This window comes from Allobosea sp., assembly GCF_030695125.1.
GTDB lineage: Bacteria > Pseudomonadota > Alphaproteobacteria > Rhizobiales > Beijerinckiaceae > Allobosea.
The window spans coordinates 1-22,470 of sequence record NZ_JAUYTP010000006.1; the positions used below are offsets into that span (position 1 = coordinate 1).

The following is a 22,470-nucleotide window of genomic DNA, read 5'->3' on the forward strand; positions in this document are numbered from 1 at the left end:
GACGACCTTCTCGCCCTGCTGCGCGTGGCTGTCGGCGCCCTCGGCCATGCCGGTGGCCTGGGCGGCGTCCGACGCCGTCTTCTTCACCGTGCCGGCGAAGGCGCCGAGCTGGTTGGTCGCCATCGAGACGGCGTTGCTCTCCTCGCTGGTGCGCTCGGCCAGATCGGTGACGCCGTCGAGGATCTCGGTCGTGGCGCTGCGGACCGCCGCGACCGTCTCCGAGAGCTTGGCCAGCGTGCTCTCGAACTCGTCGGCCAGCGCATTGGTGCCGTTCTTCAGCTCCGCGAAGGCGCCCTGATACAGCCCCTCGATGCGGGTCGAAAGATGGCCCGCCGAGAGCTCGGCGAGCACGTCGCAGGTTTCCGACAGACCGCCCTGCACCGTCTCCAGCAATTCGTTGACCGAACCGGCGAGCGCGTTCAACTCGGCATCCGTGAAGTTCGCCTGCACGCGGCGACTGAAATCGCCGGCCGCGGCGGCAGCCACGACCTCGCCGAAGGCGGCGCCGAGTTCCGCCATCATCTCGCGACGCTGTTGCAGGGCCGCCGCATCGTCCTCGATCTTGGCAGCCTCGGCGGCGCGCAGCGCCACCGCATTGTCGCGGAAGAGCAGCACGCTCTTCGAGATGTCGGAGATCTCGTCGTTGCCCTTGGTGTCGACCACCGTCTCCAGCGCCCCATCGGCAATCGCACGCGTCGCCGCCCAGAGCCGGTTCAGGCGCCCGATGATCGCAGGGCGGACATAGAGCAAGGCCAGCACGAGCGCGATCAGCAGCGAGCCGACGCCGATCGCGCCCAGCCACATCTTGCTCTGCTCGATCAGATTTGCCGTCGAGGCATTTGCGGCCACCGCGCTGGAGCGGGCGGCTGTGACCAGCTTGTCGATTTCCGCGCGCATCGCGGCCGCAGCCTGGTCGATGTCGAGGACGCGGGCATTGATCGCCTCCTGCGTTTCGATGTCGCGCTGGCGCATCGCGACCACGCCGCGCGGCCCTTCACCCAAGGCGATGACGGCGTCGATCACGCGGGTCCGCGCCTCGTTGGGCATGATCTTGTCGGCGGCGGCCATGTCCTTCTCGATCCGCAGCACGACCGCCTTGAGACGCTCGCGCGCGAGCCCCAGTCGCGACTGGTCCGCCATCTGGTCAACCTCGCGCAGCAGGCCGATCAGTTCGTTGACCTGCGCTTCGAGCTTGCGCGCCAGGTCGAAGGCCGGAAACTCGACGTCGTTGATCGCCTTCAGGGCCTCGTCGAGCCGCCCTCCCTCCAGCCCCTTGACGCTTTCGATGCCGAGCACGACGTTGAACTGGCGCTCATCGGCCTCGCCGCCGACCACCTTGACGAAGTCTTCGCGCACCTTGTTCAGCTGTTCGACGGCGGCAGCCATCTGCGCGGCGTTGCGCAGCCGGGTTCCGGTCAGGTCGTTGATGTCGTTGATCCGCAGCGAAAGATCGTCGATCGCCTTCTGCACCGGCTTCATGTCGACGCCGCCGATCTTGCCGACGGCCCGGATCAGTTCGAACTGCTTGGCCTCGATCGTGTCCAGTTCCGTGGTCAGGCGGGCGCGTTGCTGCACCGTCTGCACGTTCATGAAGCGCGGTGCGAGCGCGGTCGACTGCGTCCCGACCTGGGAGAGTTCGAGCACGAGTTCGACCGTAGGCATCTTGTGCTCGACCATCTCGCCGACCGTGGCGTTGATCCGGTCATAGGACAGCCAGGCCACCGCGGAGGCGACGATCGTCAGCGTGGTCAATGCGCCGAGCGCGGCATAGATGCGCGCGGCGATGCCGATGCGCCGCGGCGCGCGCAGGCGCGCCGGTGTCTTGGCCTTCGTCATGTCACTCTCCGAATTACGACGCGGCAGATGCTGCTCAGGCGGACAGAGAGCTGACCGACTTGAAGGTGCCGTCCGATCCGATGACCGTCAGGTAGACGTCGTCGGAGCCGCGGTTGTCATTGGGGCCGAAGGTCATCTTGAAGCCGCCGAAATCAAAGGAGCCATTGGTCAGCGCCTCCATGACAGCCTTGCGGGTCGGGGCCTTGCCGGCCTTTTCGAGAGCGGCAAGGACGGTGCGCCCGACGAGATAGCCTTCCAGCGAAACGAAGCCCGGCTTCTTGTCCTTGGCGTCGCTGGCCGCGAGAGCCGCCTGGTAGGCCTTGACCACGGGGATCGACGCATCCGTCGGCAGCGGCACGACCTGCGTGACATAGACGCCGGCGCCCGCATCGCCGAGTTCGGCAGCCAGCGCATCGGAGCCGACAAAGGAGATGTTCATGAACACCGGCGTGAACTTCACCTGCTTGCACAGCTTGATGAACTCGGCGCAGGGCTTGTAGGGGCCCACCATCACCACGGCTTCCGGATTGGCCTTGCGGATTTCCAGCAGTGCCGACCGGACCGCGATCGTGTTGCGCTCGAAGGTGCCTTCGGCGACGAGGCTCATCTTGCGCGCGTCCATCGCCTTCTTGACGCCGGCGAGGCCGGCGCGGCCGAACGCGTCGTCCTGATAGAAGATCGCGATCTTGGTGAAGCCCTTGTCCTTGACGAGGCGCTCGATCCAGACCTCGGTCTCCTGGAAGTAGGAGGCGCGCACATTGACGACATGCGGCAGATAGGGATCGCGCAGGCCCTCGGCGCCGGTGAAGGCTCCGATGAACGGCAGCCCGGCCTCCTTCGCGATCGGATGGGCGGCCATCGCCGTCGGCGTGCCGACAGGACCGACCAGCGCGAAGACATCCTTGGCGATCAGGGCCTTGGTCGCATCGATCGACTTGCCGGGCTCGTAACCGTCGTCCTGCGTCAGAAGCTCGATCTTGCGACCCCCGACGCCACCCTTGGCATTGGCTTCCGCGAAGGCGGCGGTGAGTCCATCGCGCATGCCCAAGCCCAGCGCGCTGGCGGGCCCCTCGAACACGGCCGCCTGGCCGAGCACGATCTTGTCGGCCATCACGCCGGTCTCTGCGAAGGCGCGGCCGGGCAGCAGCGCGGCGGTGGAGGCGCAGGCAAGGCCAGTCAGGACGTCACGACGATTGATCATGAAAGGATCCCCCGGATTTTTTCTTGAGCGGACAGTTGGGTTAGGCCAGCCGACCGGCAGAATGAGGGAAAGGCACCTAACGAAAGGTTAAGTGACTGGAGTCTTCTGAATCACTGCTGATTTCAACTATTCAGATTTTCTTAGTGTATGCGCGCCCGCCCCTTCAGCACGCGCCAATAAAAAGATCGTCACAAGCAGGCTGAACTTTCGACAGAAAGATCTTCAGCCGCAACAAGGGCGTCCACCATGACGTTGCGCCGCCGTCGCGCGATACTGCGATCCGACGCAGCGCACGGGGCAATCGCGCTGGCGCCTCGGGCGTTCGGCGCTTCCAACGCGCGCTCGACCCGCTTGCCTCAAAAGGACGCAGCGCCTGCCGCCGGCGGCGCGCCTAGGCCGAGCGGACCAGTTCGGGAACCGGCCGGGGCCGCCCCTCCTCGTCGATCGCCACGAAGGTGAAGGTCGCGTCGGTCACCTTCTCGTGGACCATCGTGCGGAAGCGCCGGGCCCAGGCCTCGACATGGATCTTCATCGAGGTGCGGCCGACCGACTCGACCTCGGTGTAGACGCTGAGCACATCACCGACCTTTACGGGCCGGATGAAGGTCATCGCATCGACCGCGATGGTGACGACGCGCCCCTGCGCCCGGTCGACGCCGGCGATGCCGCCTGCCGCATCCATGCGCGACATCACCCAGCCGCCGAAGATGTCGCCATTGGCATTGGTGTCGGCCGGCATCGCATTGATGCGCACCGTCAGGTTGCCGCGCGGCGCCTCGTCCTGCGCCACGCCCGCTTCTCTCGTCATCGGCTCAACCCTTGCGCGAATCTCCCGCCATTGGAGCATGCGCCACCGCGCCTGCGCCAGATGGGACGGATGAGCCGATGAGGGGCCGGCTTCAGGCCGCGCCCAGTTCCTTGCGCACCAGCGCCGCGCCGGCCGCCAGCGCCGCGAGCTTGCCATAGGCGACCTCCGACGTCATCGGTGCGAGCCCGCAATTGGTGCAGGGGAAGAGCTTCTCGGGCGCCACGAAGGCGAGAGCGGCGCGGATGGTGGCCGCGACCTCCTCGGGCGTCTCGATCGCGTTGGAGGCGACGTCGATCGCGCCCGCCAGCACGTCCTTGCCGTTGAGCAGCTTGATCAGGTCGAGCGGCACCTTGGAGTTGCGGCATTCCAGCGAGACCTGGTCGATCGAGCTCTTCGCGATCGCCGGGAAGGTCTGCTCGTAATGGCGCCACTCCTCGCCGAGGCTCGCCTTCCAGTCGATATTGGCCTTGATGCCGTAGCCATAGCAGATGTGGACGGCGGTGGTCGCGGTCAGGCCCTGCGCGGCGCGCTCGAGGCAGGCGATGCCCCAGTCCGGGACCTCCTTCATGTAGACGTTGAAGGCGGGCTCATCGAACTGGATGACGTCGACGCCCAGCGCCTGAAGCTCATGCGCCTCCTCGTTCAGCACGGCCGCGAACGCCATGGCGAGGTCCTCGCGGCGGCCGTAATGCTCGTCGGCGATCGTGTCGACGATTGTCATCGGCCCCGGCAGCGTGAACTTCAGCTTGCGCGTGGTGTGGGCGCGGGCGGCCTGCGCCTCCATGCTGTGCACCGGCCCCTTGCGAGTGATCGCGCCGGTCACGGTCGGCACCTCGGCCTCGTAGCGGTTGTTGCGGATGCCCATGATCGTCTTCTTGTCGAAGTCGATGCCGGCGAGATTGGCCAGGAAGCCATGGACGAAATGCACCCGCGCCTGCTCGCCGTCGCCGACGATGTCGATGCCGGCATCCTCCTGCAGCTTGACCGAGAGGATCGTCGCATCGCGCCGGCCCTCCTGCAGCGCCACGCCCTCCAGCTTCCACGGCGCCCAGAGACGCTCGGATTCGGCAAGCCAGGTCGGCTTGGGCAGGCTGCCGGCGATGGTGGTGAACAGCATGGAGGTTTCCTCTGCGGGCTTTTGGTTGCGCCGACATCGGATGCACGAGGCATCGCCGTCAAGTGTAACGATCAGGTCTGCGACACCGATGCCGGGATCACCGCAGCCAAGTACGAGCTTCCTTGACCACCTCCACGCCCTGACTGCTCCGGAGAGATGATGCTCAGGCGGCGACCAGAGGCGCCAGTTCGGCATAGGCCTCAGCCTTGGCAACCTGTTCGCGCGTCAGATCGTAGCTGTTCTGGAGATTGAGCCAGAAGCCGGCCGAGGCGCCGAGCACCCGCTCCAGCCTGATCGCGGTGTCGGCCGTCATGCCGGTCTCAGCCCTCAGGAGCTTGGTGACCCGCGTCGGCGGAACCTTCATGGCGCGCGCGAGCGCTCGGGCCGAAATCCCCATCGGCACGAGGAACTCGTGTTGCAGCATTTCGCCGGGATGGGTCGTGATGCGCGACATCTTGCGCTCTCCCTCAGTGATAGTCCGTGATCTCGATCGCGTGGGCCTGTGTCCCGTCCCATTTGAAGCAGATCCGGTATTGGTCGTTGATCCTGATGCTCCACTGGCCCGAACGATCGCCCTTCAGCGCTTCGAGGCGATTGCCCGGAGGCACACGGAGATCGTCCAGGCGCGTGATGTTCATGACGCGGTCGAGCTTTCGCAGCGCGATCGCCTCGAAGCCTCGCCAGCGAGGATGGCAAATGCCGTCCTCGTAAAGCGCCAGCGTGTGCTTGTCGGCGATCCGCTTCATGCGGACTGTTTCATAGCATGAAACACGAGCGACCGCTATTGCGGGTACCCGGAAGGCGTCAGCGCGAAAATGCGATGCCCGCGCCGTCGGGTCGCCCGATCGGGTTCAGACCGCCGTTGCCGCGGATCCTTCCGGCCGGCGCCGCGCCCGCATCATCAGCCAGCAGACGATCGTCAGGTTGACGAGGTTCCAGGCCAGACCGTTGAGGAAGGCGGCGCGGTAGGAGGCGAACGCATCGAAGATCGCGCCTGAGACATAGCCGCCGAAGGCCATGCCGAGGATCGTCGCCGACATCACGATGCCGATGCGCATGCCGGCCTCGCGCGCCGGCAGATACTCCCGGATGATCACGGCGTACATCGGCACGATGCCGCCCTGGAACAGGCCGAAGATCCCGGTCACGATGAACAGCGAGGTCAGCCCATCGAACCAGAGATACAAGAAAAGCGCCAGCCCCTGCATCAGCGAGCCCAGCGCCAGCGTCGCCGCCCCACCGATCCGGTCGGCGACGAAGCCCGAGCCGATCCGGCTGACGATGCCGAGCGCCAGCATCAGGGACAGCATCTCGGCGCCGCGCGCCACGCCATAACCAAGATCGCCGCAATAGGCGACGATATGGACCTGCGGCATCGCCATCGCCACACAGCAGCAGAACCCCGCGACCGCCAAAAGCCATTGCAGCTGGTTGGCCGAGAGGCCGAGATCGCCGCGCGCACCGGCGCTTGCCGCATCCTGGGCCGCCATGCTCGCCGCAGAGGGGCGCCGCCGGAAGAAGGGCGCGAGCGGCAGCATGATCGCCATCACCGCCAGCCCGATGCCGATATGCGTCGCCCGCCAGCCATGGTTCGCCAGGCCCCAGGTGATCACCTGCGGCCAGATCACGCCCGCCAGATAGCTCCCCGACGCGCCAAAGACGACGGCGAGCCCGCGATGCCGCCGAAACCAGTGCGACAGATCGGCGATCAGCGGCGAGAAGCCCGCCCCGCCGCCGACGCCGATCAGGAAGAGATGCACCAGCGCGAACTGCCAGAGGCTCTGCGCCAATCCGGCCAGCATGTAGCCGGAGCCGAGCAGCAGCGCCCCGCCGACGATCGGCACGATGATGCCGTAGCGGTCGGCGATGCGGCCCATCGCGATGTTGCCGAAGCCGAAGCCCAGCATCACGCAGGTATAGGGCAGCGCGGCGCCCGCCCGCAGCGTCCCGAACTCGGTCTGCACCGAAGGCAGCACCACCACGACCGACCAGGTGCCGACGCAGGCCGCCGTGCCGACCACGAGCGAAACGACCAGCCGCAGCCAGGCATAGGAAGAATCGGGCGCGTAGCGGGGATCGTCAGGGGCCATGTTTCCTCGGCGCGCCGCTGTGGAGAACGGCGTTCTTGCGCACGAGGATTAGGCAGGGCGCAGCGTCACGGCAAGCGCATCCAGAGCAGAGAGGGGCAGCGCCGATGCGCGCATCCTGCCCTCGCAGAAGCGAAACGGGAGCCTCCGTCCGAAGGCGAAAGCTCCCGAAATCACCAGTCGGCGGTGATCAGGCGGCCTTGCGCTCGTGGCGGCCTTCGTTGATCTCCTCGATGATCTTGGCGACGAAGGCCGGCAGATCCTCGGGCTTGCGCGAGGTGACGACACCCTTGTCGGTCACGACCTCGCTGTCTTCCCAGAGCGCACCGGCATTGATCATGTCCTGCTTCATCGTGCCGTAGGACGTCAGGCGGCGGCCCTTGGCGATGCCCGTGTCGATCAGCAGCCAGGGTGCATGGCAGACGGCCGCGACGACCTTCCCCTGCTTGAAGAAGGCCTCGATGAGGGCGAGCGCCTTGGGGTTGCCGCGCAGCGTGTCGGGGTTCATCTGCCCGCCGGGCAGGACGATGGCGTCGTAGGCATCGGCGCTGACCTCGTCGAGCGTCTTGTCGACCTTGACCGCCCGGCCCCAGTCCTTCTGGTCCCAGCCCGTGATCTCGCCGGCATCGGGCGAGACGATATGCACGGTGGCGCCGGCCTCTTTCAGCTTGGCATGGGGCACGTCGAGTTCCGACTGCTCGAAACCGTTGGTGGAAAGGATGAGAATGGTCTTGCCAGAAAGCGCGCTCATGAAGAGCCTCCGTGTTCGGGGTGCAGGTGATGCCCCGACAACCCGCGGATGGCGCGTCCGTTCCCGCGCGAAAACGTCGCTGTGGCCGTGCCAGGACCTACCGGAACACCGCCTCGCCCTGCTGGTCGACGAGTTGCTGGCCCTTGACCAGGGTGAAATCGACAGCCTCCGCCTGTCCCGGGAAGCGGTCGGCCCGGACGAAGCGGTGGCTCTTCACCTCGCCCTCGATCGACTTCTCGACGACGCCGCACAGCTGCCACTGGCCGCCATCCTGATAGGGCGTGGCATGGATGGTGAAGCCGTTATGCTCGATGCTCTTGAGCGGACCGGCCGGCTTGTCGTCGGCCGGCTTGCGGCCACCGAACAGGGATTTCAGGAAGGACACCGGGCTTTCCTCCGACCATGGATGCAAGGATGCTGGCAGACCTATCCGCGCACGCTGCCGCTGCCAAGGCCGACCGCGCCCCTCACCCCGCCAGATGCAGCACGACCTCGCGCCGGTGCGGCCGCGCGCGATGCTCGAACAGATAGATCCCCTGCCAGGTGCCCAGCACCAGCCGGCCGTCCATTACGGGCACGCCCAGCGACACCGGCGTCAGCGCCGCCTTGAGATGGGCCGGCATGTCGTCGGGCCCCTCGGCGCGATGGACGAGATACTCCATCGCCGGATCGTCGGCGGAGGGAACCAGCCGGCGGAAGAACGCGTCGAGATCAACACGCACATCCGGGTCGGCGTTCTCCTGGATCAGGAGCGAGCAGGAGGTGTGCCGCACGAAAAGCGTCAGCAGCCCGGTCGCGATCCCCGCCTGCGCGACAAAATGCACGGCGCGGTCCGTAAATTCGTAGAGGCCTGGCCCGGTCGTGGCGAGGGTGAGGATGGTCCGGCTGATCACGGCTCAGCGCTCGGTGACGGCGAGCTTGGCGCCCAGCGCCACGAAGGCGGCGGCGAAGCCCCGCCGCAGCCAGGCCATCACCGCCGGCCGCGTCACCACCTTGTCGCGCATCGCCGCCGCGAACAGGCCGTAGAGCGCGAAGACCACGAAGGTCATCGCCATGAACACACCTGACAGCTCCAGCATCCGCGCCAGCGGGGCCGCTTCGCCGGCCGCGATGAACTGCGGCAGGAAGGCGACGAAGAAGATCGAGAGCTTGGGGTTGAGCACATTGATCGCGACGCCGTCGCGCAGCACCCGCCAGGCCGAGCGCGGATCGGCCTTGGCCTCGACGCTCAGCGCGCCATGCTCCTGCAGCGTCTGCCAGGCCATGAACAAGAGATAGGCGACGCCGGCATATTTCACGAGGGCGAAGGCGAGCGCGCTGGCATGCAGCAACGCCGCCAGCCCCAGCATCGCCGCCAGCAGATGCGGCACGATCCCCAGCGTGCAGGCAAACGCCGCGAGCAGGCTCGCCCGAGAGCCCCGGGTAAGCCCCGCGGCGATGGTGTAGATCGCGCCGGTACCGGGCGAGGCCACGACGATCAGCGAGGTCAGCAGGAATTCGGGCGACATGGCGGTGGCCTCCGCGGAGCAGCGGCCAGCAAGCCGCAGGGCGGCCGTCAGATCAAGCCCCGCCATCACAGCCCTTGATGGACGCCAATGATCACTTAGGCATTGACCTAAGTATCGATCTGCGCTTGGATCGTCCCATGTCCGCGACGCCCCCCACCCTCGACGACACCTTCCGTGCGCTGGCCGATCCGACGCGGCGCGCGGTGGTGCAGGCGCTGGGTCGGGGGCCGGCCTCGGTCAGCGAACTCGCCCGGCCCTTCGAGATGGCGCTGCCGAGCTTTCTCCAGCACCTCAAGGTCCTGGAGGAAACCGGGCTCGTCACCACCGCCAAGACCGGGCGCGTGCGCACCTGCTCCCTGCGCAGCGAACCTCTGGCCGCCGCCGAAACCTGGCTGGAGGCGCAGCGCAGCCTCTGGACGCTGCGCCTCGACCGGCTCGACGCCCTGGTCCTGCAACTGAAGAACGACGAGGAACGCCCATGACGACCCTGCCCGCCGCCGCCTTCGACCCGGCGCTCGATCTCGAGCTCAAGCGCGAGGTCGCGGTGCCGCCGCATCTGGTCTGGCGCGCCTGGACCGAGCCAGCGCTGCTCCAGCAATGGTTCACGCCCGCCCCCTGGCGCACCACACTATGCGAGATCGACCTGCGCCCCGGCGGCAGGTTCCGCACCGTGATGGAGGGCCCCGATGGCGAGAAGCACGACAACACCGGCTGCTTTCTCGCCATCGTGCCCGAAAAGCTCCTCGTCTTCACCGATGCGCTTGGCCCCGGCTACCGCCCGGTTGGCTCCGGCTTCATGACGGCCTCGATCGCCATCGAACCGACCGCGACCGGAACGCTCTACACGGCCCGCGCCCTGCACAAGGACGAGGCCGGCCGCAAGCAGCACGAGGAGATGGGCTTCCAGCAGGGCTGGGGCACCGCGCTGGATCAGCTGGTGGCGCTGGTGAAGGGGATGTGAGGCGCAAGCTCCCGCACCGCCTCCGGCCACCGATGGTCGCCGGCGTCCCGCTCGCCCGGCGGTCACGATCCCAAACTGTCGAAAATGCCACCGACGTTTGACGCGAGACCTCACCGCCGCCCCCAGCACGCTGCCTGCCATTTCGAGTGTGCCGTCGAGGGCGGCTAAGATGACTCGCCGACACCGTCCGTCGCCGTGCTGCCGGTATCACTCGCGGCGACGGGCTGTTGCTGTAGTTTCTGAGTCTCGGCCTTTGCCCGCGCCGCCTGCACCGCCGCTTCGATCTCCGCCAGATCAGGCTTGTCGATCATCGCCGCCGCCCGTGAACAGCCTCATGCTGCCATCATCTGGAGCCGGAGAATAGGCGGGCCCCCAAAACCCCGTTGGCTGGAGTCGGATGTAGAAATACTATTGGCAAAGCGACGGAGGACAGCCGGATGCAATACGCCTTCATCTGTTTGGCTCTTTGGCTCTTTGCCGCTCCGCCTATGGCATGGGCCAGCGACATCAATCCGATCTGGCGGGCCAATGTCGATGCCGCGTCAGCCAACTCCGTCGAATATGGCGGCAATGGCAAGACGCTGCTCGTCGCCGGCGTGCGCGGCGAGATTACGCTCTGGACTGTGGGCGAGGCCAAACCGCGCCTGCGTTACCTGGGATCGGCTCCCGGCATTCTGGCGGCGCGTTTCGCCGATGGCGGCCGGACGGTCGCGGCGCTCGGCCAGTGGGACCGCAAGCTCTGGCGCTGGCAGGCCGCCACGGCGGCGCCGCTTCCGGCGATCGATCTCGGGTCAGTGATCGGCGCCGACGAACTGCCGATCCGGTTCGATGTCGATGATACCGGCATGCTCGGCTTCGTGGCGAGCCACGTGGCACTGCATCTGATCGCCCTCGACGGTCGCGCACCGCCGCGTCGCATCGCAGCTCCGGAGGCCGAACGTCCCCTCCGTGGCGCCGCCCTCGCGCCGGACGGCCTTTCGGTCTGCGCGATCGACGCCAAGAGTCGAATCCATTGCTACCGCACGGGCAATGGCCAACTCATCGCATCCTTGACCTACGAACTGGACGAGGGCCTGCAATCTGTCGCGCTCTCGCGTGATGGCGGGCTCGCGGCCGGAAACGCGAAAGGCTATATCGCCCGCTGGAAGAGCGCGACGGGCGGTTTCATCGGCACGGCCGGCCCCGGCGAGATCGCCTCGCCCGCCAATGCAGTGGCGACATTCCCGAGTAGGGTTTTCGTCGCAGTCGGCCGTTACGACGGCAGGATCTTCGTCTTTTCGCCCGACCTGGCCAATCGCGCCCCGATCATCGAACTGCTGGGTGCGAAAAGCCCCGTCAAAATGATCGCCATCAACGCCGCAGGACAGCTCGCCGCGGCGGCAGGCCAGGAACTCGTCGTCTGGGACGTCGCGACGGAACTTGCCAGGCGCGGCGCGAAACCCTGATCGCGCCGCCATTCGGATCGCAGACGTCCACCTCAGTTGTCCAGGAAGCTCCTGAGCTTCCGGCTCCGGCTCGGATGCTTCAGCTTCCGGAGCGCCTTCGCCTCGATCTGGCGGATGCGCTCGCGGGTGACGCTGAACTGCTGGCCGACCTCTTCAAGCGTGTGGTCGGTGTTCATGCCGATGCCGAAGCGCATGCGCAGCACGCGCTCCTCGCGCGGGGTGAGCGACGCCAGCACGCGGGTCGTCGTCTCCCGCAGGTTTGACTGGATCGCAGCGTCGATCGGCAGGATCGCGTTCTTGTCCTCGATGAAGTCGCCGAGATGGCTGTCTTCCTCGTCGCCGATCGGGGTCTCCAGCGAGATCGGCTCCTTGGCGATCTTGAGGACCTTGCGCACCTTCTCCAGCGGCATGGCCAGCTTCTCGGCCAGTTCTTCAGGCGTCGGCTCGCGGCCGATCTCGTGCAGCATCTGGCGCGAGGTCCGCACGATCTTGTTGATCGTCTCGATCATGTGGACGGGGATGCGGATCGTGCGGGCCTGGTCGGCGATCGAGCGGGTGATCGCCTGGCGGATCCACCATGTGGCATAGGTCGAGAACTTGTAGCCGCGGCGGTACTCGAACTTATCGACCGCCTTCATCAGGCCGATATTGCCTTCCTGGATCAGGTCGAGGAACTGCAGGCCGCGATTGGTATATTTCTTGGCGATCGAGATCACGAGGCGCAGATTGGCCTCGATCATCTCCTTCTTCGCCTGACGCGCCTCGCGCTCGCCCTTCTGGACCATCAGCACGATCTTGCGGAACTCCTGGATTTCCAGGCCGGTCTCGGAGGCCAGCGTATGGATGTCCTCGCGCAGGCTCTTGATCCGGTCGAGTTCGGCGCCGACGAAGTCGCGCCAGCCGCGCGAGCCGAGCTTGGAGACGCGCAGGACCCATTTCGGGTCGAGCTCGCCGCCGACATGCTGCTTGAGGAAGTCCTCGCGGCCGACGCCATAGCTCTCGGCCAGGCGCAGCAGACGCGTCTCATGCCCGATCAGGCGCTTGTTGATGTCGTAGAGCTGCTCGACCAGCGCCTCGATGCGGTTGTTGTTGAGCGAGAGCGACTTCACCGCGGTGATGATGTCGTCCTTGAGCTTCTTGTATTTGCGATCCTGCGAGGGCGAGAGCTTGGTGTTCTCCAGCCGGTTGGCGATGTCCTGGTCCTGCAGGCGGCGCAGCTTCTTGTAGTTGTCGGCGATCGAATCGAACGTCTCCAGCACGCGCGGCTTGAGCTCGGCCTCCATGGCCGAGAGCGAGACGTTGTTCTCCATGTCGTCGTCGTCGAGATCGGGCGGCAGCTCGCCTTCGGGCGTCTCGCCCTCGGCCGCGGCCGGGCCGCCCTCGGTCGGCTCCCCGCCTTCGCCGCCCTCGCCGGGCAGCTGCGTCGGATTCTTGCCGTCGGGGCCGGCATAGGTCGCCTCGAGATCGATTATGTCGCGCAGCAGGACCTTGGCTTCGTTGAGCTCGTCGCGCCAGATGATGATCGCCTGGAAGGTCAGCGGGCTCTCGCAGAGCCCGGCGATCATCGCCTCGCGGCCGGCCTCGATGCGCTTGGCGATGGCGATTTCGCCCTCGCGGGAGAGCAGCTCGACCGAGCCCATCTCGCGCAGATACATCCGCACCGGATCGTCGGTGCGCTCGGTCGGCTCGAGATTGCGCTTGACCTCGACGGGCAGGGCCGAGCGCGAGGCGTCGACCAGATCGCCGCCCTCGGCCTCTTCCTCGTCGGCGCCATTGGTGCCGGTGCGCGCCGCGGCGCGCTCCTCGCCCGAGGCTTCCGGGTCCTCGTTGTCGACGACGTTGATGCCCTGCTCGCTGAGCTGGCCGAGCACGTCCTCGATCTGCTCGGAGGTGAACTCCTCCGAGGGCAGGACTTCGTTCAGTTCGTCATAGGTGACATAGCCGCGCTTCTTGGCGAGCTTGATCATCCGCCTGACGGCCTGATCCGTCAGATCGAGCAACGGTCCATCGGAGGTCGCAGGCGCTTCCGGCGCGACCTGATCGGTCTTGTCCCGTTCGCTCGTTTTCGTCGCCATCAATCAGCGCTCCGCACTCTCGCGCCGCTACGGCTTCGATGAAGCCATCCGCAGACGCATAAAAGGGCGGCGCGGCCGCAGGTCCGGCGCGCTCACCCCACCCAAATCACACAGGCGACATGGCACTGCTCATCGTTGATGAACCGTAAACCACTTTGCCGACCCACGCGCACGCGACGAGGCGGGGCACCGGGGCACTCTTGCACTCAATCTCCGGACATCGCCTCCGTCCCCTCGATCGTCTCGAGGCGAGCTTTGACGTCCTTGATCCAGGCGAAATGGGCTTCGGTCGCTTCGTCAGCCAATGCGCGCTCGGCTGCCTTCAGCTCGCTATGTAGCGTCCGCGCACGATGATGCAAGACAATAGCCTGACGAATTGAGTCAAAAACCGATTCAGGATCAGCCGCTTGCGCGAGTTTCAGCCGCTCGGCGGGGCCCGTCACCGCCAGCAATTGCGCCTGCGCCTCCTGCACGCGCGGCTGTTCGAGACGGATCGCCAGAGCCTGCTCGTCGAGAATGCCCTCCATTGCGGCATCGAGCAGCGCCTGCCGGAAGCGTTCGGCGGCGGTGCCGTCCAGCGAGAGATCGGCGATTTCGTCGGCGCAGCGCAGGATCAGCGCGGGGTGGCTCGCCAGCGCCAGCAGGATGAAGGCCTCGCGCTTATCCTCGCCGCGTCCACGCGCCATCATGCGCGAGCCGGTGAGCTGGCTCGACGCCGTGAGCAGCCCGGTCGCCCAGGGCGCTGGTTGCTGGAAGCCGCCCCTGAACCCGCCGCGACCGCCCGCCCCCTGCCCGCGTCCGCGCGGATAGCCGCCGCTGTTCCGGCCCCGCTCCGTGCGCGCCGGAGCGGCGCTGGCGAAGAGCTGCGCCAGCCGCTCCTCCATCTCGCGGCGATAATGCTTGCGCGTCGTCTCGTCGCGGATCTGGCCGAGCGGCTCCTTCAGCCGGCGCTCGAAGGCGGCACGGCGCTCGGGCGTGTCGAGCGGGCCGGCCTCGACCTCGCGCGTCCACAGCATGTCGACCAGCGGCCGCGCCGCACCCAGAACCTCGGCGATCGCTGCCTTGCCGCCCGAACGCGCCAGATCGTCGGGGTCCTGCCCCTCGGGCAGCAGCGCGAAGGACAGCGACTTGCCGGGCTCCAGCAGCGGCAGGGCGATGTCGATGGCGCGGCTGGCCGCCTTGCGCCCGGCCTTGTCGCCATCGAGGCAGATCACCGGTTCGTCCGCCATGCGCCAGAGCAGCGTCAGCTGGTCCTCGGTCAAGGCCGTGCCGAGCGGGGCGACCGTCTGCGGGAAACCGGCGAGCGCCATGGCGATGACGTCGACATAGCCCTCGACCACGATCGCCTGGCCGGTGTCATGAGCGGCCTTGCGGGCGTTGTGGTGGTTGAACAGCAGCGAGCCCTTGTGGAAGAGCGGCGTCTCCGGCGAGTTCAGGTACTTGGCCGAGACCTCGGCGCTCATCGCCCGCCCGCCGAAAGCGACAGGTCGCCCGCGCGAATCGTGGATCGGGAACATGATGCGGTCGCGGAAGCGGTCATAGGGCACGGCGATCTCGTCGCCATGCACGAGCAGGCCTGCCTCCATCATCAGCTCGGCCGAGACGCCCTTCCCCGCGAGATGGTCGCGCAGCGCAAACCGATCGGCCGGGCCATAGCCGATCCGGAAGCGCGTCCGCGCCTCGCCGTCGAGCCCGCGCGAGGCGAGATAGCGCCGTGCAGACCCACCCCGATCCCCGGTCAGCTCCGCCTCGAAAAAGCGCGCCGCGAGCTCCACCACCTCATGCAGGCCCTTGCGGCGCTCCTCCTGGACCTGCGCTTCCTGCGTGATCTTGGGCAGCGTGACGCCAGCTTCGGCCGCGAGCTTCTCGACGGCCTCGGGGAAGGACAACCCTTCCGTCTCCATCACGAATTTGAAGATGTCGCCGTTCTTGCCCGACGAGAAATCGAAGAACGAGGCCTTCTGGTCATTGACGAAGAAGGACGGCGTCTTCTCGGCGTTGAAGGGCGATAGCCCTTTCCACTCGCGGCCCGCCTTGGCGAGGCGCACGCGCTTGCCCACGACCGCCGAGACCGGCAGCCGCGCCTTGATTTCTTCGAGAATGGAGGGCGGGAACTTCATCGCTTTCTATGTGGGCGCAGGGCGGCCGAAAGCCAATCGCCGATATGGCGGGAGACCGGTTTGTTGGCGCAATCCACAGCCGCATGATAAAGAAAGAGCGGCAAAAGGAAGATCGCCATGGCCCTCAACATCAAGGATCCGGAGACGGAGAAGGCCGTGCGGACGCTGGCCAAGCGCCGCGGCCTCAGCCTGACCGAGGCCGTGCGTCAGGCCGTCAGCAGCGAACTCGGCAAGGACGAGTTGTCCGGGGACGAGAAGGCGAGACGGATCGCGGAGAGCAAACTCTGGTTGGCGGAATTTTATAAGAAATACGACATCAAGCCGGCCGAGCGGTCGCTGACCAAGGATGAGATGGACGATATCATCGGCTATGACGAGAACGGCATGTGGTGAAGATTGTCGTCGATAGCTCGGTCATCATTGCCATCCTGACGCATGAAAGCGATGCCGAGGCCTGGCTCGGGCAACTCGCTTCAGCATCAGGTCTTTGCATCTCTGCGGTCAATGCGCTTGAGACTCGCATCGTATTGGAGATGGGCAGGAGGCTCGATCGCGCACGCTTCGACGACCTGCTGAGCAGATGGAAGATCGACATCGTCCCTTTCGACGAAGCCCTCTCCGACCTTGCCTTCGAAGCCTACCGTCGCTTCGGCAAGGGCCGCCATCCGGCCAGGCTCAACATGGGTGATTGCGCCGCCTATGCGCTGGCGCAGGCACGCGGCTGGCCGCTGCTGTTCAAGGGCGAGGATTTTGCCCTGACGGATATCGAGCGAGCTTGAGCCCGCTCGACGCCGGCAACCTCACCCCGCCAGCGCAGCCTTCACCAGCCCGCTCGCCTTGCCGAAATCCATCTGGCCGGCATAGTTCGCGCGCAGGATCGCGATGACCTTGCCCATGTCCTTGACCGAGGCCGCGCCGCTTTCGGCGACCGCGGCTGCGATGGCGGCCTGCACCTCGTCGTCGGACATCTGCTTGGGCATGTAGCCCGCGATCACCTCGACCTCGGCGCGCTCGCCGGCGGCGAGTTCGGGGCGGCCGTTGGCGTCGTAGATCGCGATCGATTCCTGGCGCTGCTTGATCATCTTCTGCAGCAGGGCGAGCACCTCGTCGGGCGTGGTCTCGGGCTTGCCCAGCCCGCGCGCCTCGATGTCCTTGTCCTTCAGGGCCGAGGTGATCAGACGGATGGTCGAGACCTTGCCCTTCTCGCCGGCCTTCATCGCCTCCTTGAGATCGGCCGTGAAGCGCTCGCGCAGATTGGTCATGGTGAACTTTCCTTTTTATCCGCAGGCTCGGCGCCTGCCTTGATTGACGGCATGGGAGCGCGTCTTTAAGGCTCGCGCTCCAGACGACGGCGAGCGAAACCGCTGCCGCCCATGCATTGCCGCAGCTCGCGCGGCCTGGACCGAGACATAGACATGACCGCACATGAAGGAAACCCCGCCACGGGCGGCTGGAGCGAACCGCGCGCGACCGCGCTGCTGGTGCTGGCGGACGGCACGGTGCTGGAGGGCTTCGGCCTCGGTGCCACCGGCGAGGCGCCCGGCGAAGTTTGCTTCAACACGGCGATGACGGGCTATCAGGAGATCCTGACCGACCCGTCCTATGCCGGGCAGATCATCACCTTCACCTTCCCCCATATCGGCAATGTCGGCGTCAACGACGAGGACATCGAAACGGTCAATGCCGCCGCCGCCTCCGGCGTGCGCGGAATCGTGCTCCACGCCACCATCACCGAGCCGTCCAACTGGCGCGCGAACCGCCATTTCGACGCCTGGCTCAAGGCGCGCAACATCGTCGGCATCTGCGGCGTCGATACCCGCGCTTTGACCGCGCTGATCCGCGACAGCGGTATGCCCAACGCCGTCCTCGCCCATGCCCCCGACGGCGTCTTCGACATTGCGCGGCTCCAGAAGCTCGCCGCAGAACTGCCGGACATGGCGGGCCTCGACCTCGTGCCGTTGGTCACCTCGGCCCAGCGCTATGAATGGGACGAGACGCCCTGGCAGTGGCCCGCCGGCTACGGCAAGCGCGACGGCGCGGCCCACAAGGTCGTCGCGATCGATTACGGCGTGAAGCGAAACATCCTGCGCCTGCTCTCCAAGGCCGGCTGCGACGTCACCGTCGTGCCCTCCACCGCGACCGCGGCCGAAATCCTGGCGCTCAAGCCCGATGGCATCTTCCTGTCGAACGGCCCGGGCGACCCGGCCGCGACCGGGCAATACGCCGTCCCGGTGATCAAGGAGTTGCTCGAGAAGAAGGTCCCGACCTTCGGCATCTGCCTCGGCCACCAGATGCTGGCGCTGGCCGTCGGCGGCCAGACGATGAAGATGAAGCAGGGCCATCACGGCGCCAACCACCCGGTGCAGGACAAGACGACCGGCAAGGTCGAGATCGTCTCGATGAACCATGGCTTCGCGGTCGATCCCGCCTCGCTGCCGGCTCACGCCGTCGAAACCCATGTCTCGCTCTTCGACGGCTCCAACAGCGGCTTCGCCCTGACCGACCGCCCGGCCTTCAGCGTCCAGCACCACCCGGAAGCCTCGCCCGGCCCGCAGGACAGCCATTATCTCTTCACCCGCTTCGTCGAGATGATGGACAAGGCAAAGGCGAAGACAGCAGCCTGAGGCTGCCGTCGTCAGCCTCCTGAACCTGCGCCTTCGACCCGGACCTGCGCTTCGCTACGTCCGGGTTGACAGCCCCCGCCGCCTGCGCTTGAAGCGGCTCATGACCCCAGCGACCTGCCTCGCCCGGACCTATTACGCCCCGTCCTCATAAGGCGGGTCGCATTCTCATGCTTCAACCGCCGCGCTGGCGGTTGAACTCAGGCAGTCACCCGGCATCGCGGCCCCCTCCAGGGAACCCGACGATGCCACGCCAGCGCAAATCCTTCTCCTCTCTCGGCCTGCTCGGCTTCGGCGCCTTCGGGCAGCTTATGGCGCGCCACCTCCAGCCGCATCTTCGCCTCGTCATCTGCGATCCCGCCCGGCCGCCGCAGCCCGACCGGGCGGGCCAGGGGCTCGTGCCCGGCGACGTCGCGGCGGTCGCGGCCTGCGATATCGTCGTACTCGCCGTCCCGGTCGACGCGATGGCCGACGCAATTGCGAGCCTTCGCCCGCATCTGCGCGCGGGCACCGTCGTGCTCGATGTCGGCTCGGTGAAGATCGAGCCAGCCCGCCTGCTGCTGGAAGGGCTGCCGGAGCAGGTCGAGATCATCGGCACGCATCCGCTCTTCGGCCCGCAGAGCGCGCGCGACGGGCTGGCCCGCTTGAAGATCGCGCTCTGCCCAATCCGCGGTTGCAGCGTGGGGCGCATCGCCGCCTTCCTGCGCCGGACCTTCGCCCTCGACGTGATCCTGACAACGCCGGACGCGCATGACCGCGACATGGCGCTGGTCCAGGGCCTGACCCATCTCGTCGCCAAGATCCTCGTCCGAATGGAGCCCGTCCCGCGCCGGATGACGACGCGCAGCTTCGAGCTGCTGATGCAGGCAACCGAGATGGTGCGCCACGACGCGCCCGGCGTCTTCTTGGCGATCGAACGGGCCAACCCGCATGCGCGAGCCGTGCGGGAGCGATTCTTCGCCCATGCCCAGGCGCTGACCCACGCGCTGGAAGGACACGACTCGTCAGAGCCCCCGCCCGCCTGCAGCGCGGAACCGGCAGCGGCCTCTTCCGCACCGAGGCTTCCTGCCCTATTGCAGCGCAGTATGATCCCTGAGCGTCACGTAAAATCATGATCCGCCTCGAAAACATCGGCAAGCAGAACGGCCAGCAGATCGTCTTCATCGAGGCCTCCGCCTCGCTCTTGAAAGGCGAGAAGGTCGGACTCGTCGGCCCCAACGGCGCCGGCAAGACCACCCTGTTTCGCATGATCACCGGCGAGGACCGCCCCGATGAGGGCATGGTCCAGGTCGATCGCGGCGTCACCATCGGCTATTTCAGCCAGGATGTCGGCGACATGAAGGGCATGAGCGCCGTCGCCGCGGTGATGGACGGAGCCGGCCCCGTCAGCACCGTCGCCGCCGAACTGCGCGAGCTCGAAGCCGCGATGGGCGATCCCGACCGTGCCGGCGAGATGGACGAGATCATCGAGCGCTATGGCGAGGTCCAGGGGCGCTTCGAGGAACTCGACGGCTACGCGCTCGACGGCCGCGCCCGCGAGGTGCTCGACGGCCTCGGCTTCAGCCAGGAGATGATGGAGGGCGATGTCGGCGCGCTCTCGGGCGGCTGGAAGATGCGCGTCGCGCTCGCCCGCATCCTCCTGATGCGCCCCGACGCGATGCTGCTCGACGAGCCCTCCAACCATCTCGACCTCGAAAGCCTGATCTGGCTGGAATCCTTCCTCAAGGGCTATGAGGGCGCGCTTCTGATGACCTCGCATGACCGCGAGTTCATGAACCGCATCGTCGGCAAGATCGTCGAGATCGATGGCGGCGCGCTGACCAGCTATTCCGGCAATTACGAATTTTACCAGGAGCAGCGCGCGCTCGCCGAAAAGCAGCAGCAGGCGCAGTTCGAGCGCCAGCAGGCGATGCTCGCCAAGGAGATCAACTTCATCGAGCGCTTCAAGGCGCGCGCCTCGCACGCAGCCCAGGTCCAGAGCCGGGTCAAGAAGCTCGACAAGATCGAGAAGGTCGAGCCGCCCAAGCGCCGACAGACCGTCTCCTTCGAGTTCCAGGCCCCGCCGCGCTCGGGCGAGGACGTCGTCACGCTCAAGGGCGTCCACAAGCGCTATGGCAGCCGCACGATCTACGAGGGGCTGGATTTCCAGGTCCGTCGCAAGGAACGCTGGTGCGTGATGGGGATCAACGGCGCCGGCAAGTCGACGCTTTTGAAGCTCGTCACCGGCTCGACTACCCCCGATGACGGCATGGTCGCACTCGGCGGCTCGATCAAGCTCGGCTATTTCGCCCAGCACGCCATGGAGGTGCTCGACGGCGACCGCACCATCTTCCAGTCGCTGGAGGACCGCTTTCCTCAGGCCGGCCAGGGCTCGCTGCGCGCCCTCGCCGGCTGCTTCGGCTTCTCCGGCGACGATGTCGAGAAGCGCTGCCGCGTCCTATCCGGCGGCGAGAAGGCCCGCCTCGTCATGGCGCTGATGCTCTACGATCCGCCGAACTTCCTTGTCCTCGACGAGCCCACCAACCATTTGGACATCGCCACCAAGGAAATGCTGATCAATGCGCTCGCGCAGTACGAGGGCACGATGCTCTTCGTCAGCCACGACCGGCATTTCCTCGCCGCACTCTCCAACCGCACGCTGGAGCTGACGCCCGACGGCGTCCATGCCTATGGCGGCGGCTACACCGAATACGTCGCCCGCACCGGCCAGGAAGCGCCGGGCCTGCGGAGCTAGCGACGTCGGCAGCGAAAAGGCGCCGTCATCCTGGGCGAAGCGTAGCTTCGTCCGGGATCCATCAAAGGCCTCGACGGTGCCCTATGATGGATCCCGGTCTGCGCCGCTGCGCGGCTTGTCCAGGATGACGACGCGATTCAGATCAAGGGGCGGGTCGGCCCGACGCGATAAACACCCAGCCTGCCGATCAGCCGCGAGCCCCCCATCCATGACCGACAATCCCCTCACCCGGCCCGGCGCCGCCCACCCCGCCATCACCGAGGCGATGATCGCGACGCTGGTCGCGCGTTTCTACGAGCGGGCCCGCGAGGACGCCGTGATCGGCCCCATCTTCATGGGCGCCGTCGAGAACTGGGACGAGCACATCGCCAACATCGCCGATTTCTGGAGCTCGGTGATGCTGCGGACCGGGCGTTATCACGGCCGGCCGATGCGCCCGCATCTGATCCTGCCGCTGGAACCGCAGCATTTCGACCGCTGGCTCAGCCTGTTCGAGGAGACCGCGGCGGAAATCTGCGGTGAGCCGGATGTCGCCGACGAGTTCATCATCCGCGCACGCCGCATCGCCGACAGCTTCGAGATGGGCCGCGCCTCTGTCACCGGCGAAATCGCCCGCCCGCGCCACAGCCGGGGCTGAGGCAAAGAGCCTTGCCGCGACGACGCGCACCGTGATGGGATGAGGCATGGACGCGCTGCCCCTCATCCGCCCCCTCACCGCAGCCGACGCCGCCGCCTATCGCACGCTCCGCCTGCAGGCCCTGCGCGACCACCCCGAGGCCTTCGGTGCGAGCTATAAGGACGAGGTGGCGCGCAGCCTCGAGATGACGGCGAGGCGCCTCGATGGCGGCCCGCTGAACTGCGTCTTCGGCGCCTTTGCCGGAGACGATCTCGTTGGCACCGCCGGCTTCATCGTGCCGGACCAATCCCTGAAGTCCCGCCACAAGGGCCTGCTCGTCGGCGTCCATGTCGCGCCGGCCCATCGCGGCCATGGCCTTGGCCGTGCGCTGGTCACGGCCGTCATCGACCATGCGCGCGCCCATGTCGTGCTGCTGCAGGCGGGCGTGGGCGTCGCCAATACGCCGGCGCTGCGGCTCTATGAGAGCCTGGGCTTCCGGCACTACGGACGGGAGGACAAGGCGCTGCGGGTCGACGGCGTCTTCATCGACGAGGCGCTGATCGTGCTGGATTTTGCTGGCGACACCTGAG

Annotated in this window: 25 protein-coding genes; 10 read left to right on the forward strand and 15 right to left on the reverse strand. The window is 66.8% G+C overall.

Translation table 11 applies throughout. The annotated features are described in order from the left end of the window. The 11 genes from Q8S38_RS00545 to Q8S38_RS00595 form a co-directional block, all read right to left on the reverse strand. Positions 1 to 1,836: HAMP domain-containing protein (locus Q8S38_RS00545; RefSeq protein WP_305678464.1), on the reverse strand; the 1,836-nt coding region annotated here is incomplete at its 3' end. Between the two features lie 34 nt (positions 1,837 to 1,870). Next, entirely contained in the window at positions 1,871 to 3,037 is a 1,167-nt protein-coding gene (locus tag Q8S38_RS00550) for an ABC transporter substrate-binding protein (RefSeq protein WP_305678465.1), read from the reverse strand. 391 nt (positions 3,038 to 3,428) lie between these two features. Beyond that, complete coding sequence (locus Q8S38_RS00555; protein ID WP_305678466.1) at positions 3,429 to 3,845, reverse strand: acyl-CoA thioesterase; 417 nt, start codon at positions 3,843 to 3,845, stop codon at positions 3,429 to 3,431. A 91-nt stretch (positions 3,846 to 3,936) separates the two neighbouring features. Continuing rightward, complete coding sequence (locus tag Q8S38_RS00560) at positions 3,937 to 4,962, reverse strand: methionine synthase (protein WP_305678467.1); 1,026 nt, start codon at positions 4,960 to 4,962, stop codon at positions 3,937 to 3,939. Between the two features lie 163 nt (positions 4,963 to 5,125). Then, positions 5,126 to 5,416 carry a HigA family addiction module antitoxin gene (locus tag Q8S38_RS00565; protein ID WP_305678468.1) on the reverse strand — a complete coding sequence of 97 codons (291 nt, stop codon included), beginning with the start codon at positions 5,414 to 5,416 and terminating at the stop codon, positions 5,126 to 5,128. A 13-nt stretch (positions 5,417 to 5,429) separates the two neighbouring features. After that, positions 5,430 to 5,708, reverse strand: a complete 279-nt coding sequence (locus Q8S38_RS00570; protein WP_305678469.1) for a type II toxin-antitoxin system RelE/ParE family toxin — start codon at positions 5,706 to 5,708, stop codon at positions 5,430 to 5,432. Positions 5,709 to 5,813: 105 nt separating this feature from the next. Continuing rightward, on the reverse strand, positions 5,814 to 7,052 hold the full coding sequence (locus Q8S38_RS00575) for an MFS transporter (protein ID WP_305678470.1): 1,239 nt from the start codon (positions 7,050 to 7,052) through the stop codon (positions 5,814 to 5,816). Positions 7,053 to 7,239: 187 nt separating this feature from the next. After that, on the reverse strand, positions 7,240 to 7,800 hold the full coding sequence (locus tag Q8S38_RS00580; RefSeq protein ID WP_305678471.1) for a type 1 glutamine amidotransferase domain-containing protein: 561 nt from the start codon (positions 7,798 to 7,800) through the stop codon (positions 7,240 to 7,242). Between the two features lie 97 nt (positions 7,801 to 7,897). Beyond that, on the reverse strand, positions 7,898 to 8,185 hold the full coding sequence (locus Q8S38_RS00585; RefSeq protein ID WP_305678472.1) for an HlyU family transcriptional regulator: 288 nt from the start codon (positions 8,183 to 8,185) through the stop codon (positions 7,898 to 7,900). An 82-nt stretch (positions 8,186 to 8,267) separates the two neighbouring features. Beyond that, positions 8,268 to 8,690: a secondary thiamine-phosphate synthase enzyme YjbQ gene (locus Q8S38_RS00590; RefSeq protein WP_305678607.1), complete on the reverse strand. Its 423-nt coding sequence runs from the start codon at positions 8,688 to 8,690 to the stop codon at positions 8,268 to 8,270. 6 nt (positions 8,691 to 8,696) lie between these two features. Continuing rightward, positions 8,697 to 9,308 (reverse strand): LysE family translocator, encoded by a 612-nt coding sequence (locus tag Q8S38_RS00595; protein WP_305678473.1) that lies wholly within the window; start codon positions 9,306 to 9,308, stop codon positions 8,697 to 8,699. A gap of 137 nt (positions 9,309 to 9,445) precedes the next feature. Between Q8S38_RS00595 and Q8S38_RS00600 the strand changes: the two genes are divergently transcribed. Together Q8S38_RS00600 and Q8S38_RS00605 are read left to right on the forward strand one after the other, a co-directional pair. After that, entirely contained in the window at positions 9,446 to 9,790 is a 345-nt protein-coding gene (locus tag Q8S38_RS00600) for an ArsR/SmtB family transcription factor (protein ID WP_305678474.1), read from the forward strand. After that, positions 9,787 to 10,269: an SRPBCC family protein gene (locus tag Q8S38_RS00605; RefSeq protein ID WP_305678475.1), complete on the forward strand. Its 483-nt coding sequence runs from the start codon at positions 9,787 to 9,789 to the stop codon at positions 10,267 to 10,269. Before Q8S38_RS00600 ends, Q8S38_RS00605 begins: the two co-directional genes overlap by 4 nt. Before the next feature lie 164 nt (positions 10,270 to 10,433). On the opposite strand, the gene Q8S38_RS00610 is transcribed toward Q8S38_RS00605, so the two are convergent. After that, a complete protein-coding gene (locus Q8S38_RS00610; RefSeq protein WP_305678476.1) occupies positions 10,434 to 10,580 on the reverse strand; it encodes a hypothetical protein in 147 nt (48 codons plus the stop codon). Between the two features lie 177 nt (positions 10,581 to 10,757). Here Q8S38_RS00610 and Q8S38_RS00615 point away from each other — a divergent pair, with 177 nt between their 5' ends. Then, positions 10,758 to 11,714 carry a WD40 repeat domain-containing protein gene (locus Q8S38_RS00615; RefSeq protein WP_305678477.1) on the forward strand — a complete coding sequence of 319 codons (957 nt, stop codon included), beginning with the start codon at positions 10,758 to 10,760 and terminating at the stop codon, positions 11,712 to 11,714. Positions 11,715 to 11,746: 32 nt separating this feature from the next. Here the strand turns inward: Q8S38_RS00615 and rpoD are convergent, their stop codons facing one another. Then, on the reverse strand, positions 11,747 to 13,789 hold the full coding sequence (gene rpoD, locus Q8S38_RS00620) for an RNA polymerase sigma factor RpoD (RefSeq protein WP_305678478.1): 2,043 nt from the start codon (positions 13,787 to 13,789) through the stop codon (positions 11,747 to 11,749). Between the two features lie 206 nt (positions 13,790 to 13,995). Then, positions 13,996 to 15,909, reverse strand: coding sequence for a DNA primase (gene dnaG, locus Q8S38_RS00625; protein ID WP_305678479.1), 1,914 nt, complete (start codon positions 15,907 to 15,909; stop codon positions 13,996 to 13,998). Positions 15,910 to 16,026: 117 nt separating this feature from the next. Here dnaG and Q8S38_RS00630 point away from each other — a divergent pair, with 117 nt between their 5' ends. Beyond that, positions 16,027 to 16,302, forward strand: a complete 276-nt coding sequence (locus Q8S38_RS00630) for a type II toxin-antitoxin system VapB family antitoxin (protein ID WP_305678480.1) — start codon at positions 16,027 to 16,029, stop codon at positions 16,300 to 16,302. Next, positions 16,299 to 16,688 (forward strand): type II toxin-antitoxin system VapC family toxin, encoded by a 390-nt coding sequence (locus tag Q8S38_RS00635; RefSeq protein WP_305678481.1) that lies wholly within the window; start codon positions 16,299 to 16,301, stop codon positions 16,686 to 16,688. The genes Q8S38_RS00630 and Q8S38_RS00635 overlap by 4 nt, the downstream gene beginning before the upstream one ends. Positions 16,689 to 16,709: 21 nt before the next feature. Here the strand turns inward: Q8S38_RS00635 and Q8S38_RS00640 are convergent, their stop codons facing one another. Then, positions 16,710 to 17,171, reverse strand: a complete 462-nt coding sequence (locus Q8S38_RS00640) for a GatB/YqeY domain-containing protein (protein WP_305678482.1) — start codon at positions 17,169 to 17,171, stop codon at positions 16,710 to 16,712. Between the two features lie 153 nt (positions 17,172 to 17,324). On the opposite strand from Q8S38_RS00640, the gene carA reads away from it, so the two are divergent. The 5 genes from carA (at position 17,325) to Q8S38_RS00665 (ending at position 22,469) form a co-directional block, all read left to right on the forward strand. Next, positions 17,325 to 18,533 (forward strand): glutamine-hydrolyzing carbamoyl-phosphate synthase small subunit, encoded by a 1,209-nt coding sequence (carA, locus tag Q8S38_RS00645; protein ID WP_305678483.1) that lies wholly within the window; start codon positions 17,325 to 17,327, stop codon positions 18,531 to 18,533. Between the two features lie 242 nt (positions 18,534 to 18,775). After that, the gene (locus Q8S38_RS00650) at positions 18,776 to 19,645 is read left to right on the forward strand and encodes a prephenate dehydrogenase (protein WP_305678484.1); all 870 of its coding nucleotides are present in this window, start codon (positions 18,776 to 18,778) and stop codon (positions 19,643 to 19,645) included. After that, positions 19,642 to 21,264 carry an ABC-F family ATP-binding cassette domain-containing protein gene (locus Q8S38_RS00655; protein WP_305678485.1) on the forward strand — a complete coding sequence of 541 codons (1,623 nt, stop codon included), beginning with the start codon at positions 19,642 to 19,644 and terminating at the stop codon, positions 21,262 to 21,264. Before Q8S38_RS00650 ends, Q8S38_RS00655 begins: the two co-directional genes overlap by 4 nt. A 208-nt stretch (positions 21,265 to 21,472) precedes the next feature. After that, the gene (locus Q8S38_RS00660; protein WP_305678486.1) at positions 21,473 to 21,901 is read left to right on the forward strand and encodes a group III truncated hemoglobin; all 429 of its coding nucleotides are present in this window, start codon (positions 21,473 to 21,475) and stop codon (positions 21,899 to 21,901) included. Positions 21,902 to 21,947: 46 nt separating this feature from the next. Continuing rightward, positions 21,948 to 22,469 carry a GNAT family N-acetyltransferase gene (locus Q8S38_RS00665; RefSeq protein WP_305678487.1) on the forward strand — a complete coding sequence of 174 codons (522 nt, stop codon included), beginning with the start codon at positions 21,948 to 21,950 and terminating at the stop codon, positions 22,467 to 22,469. Position 22,470: the final 1 nt, after the last annotated feature.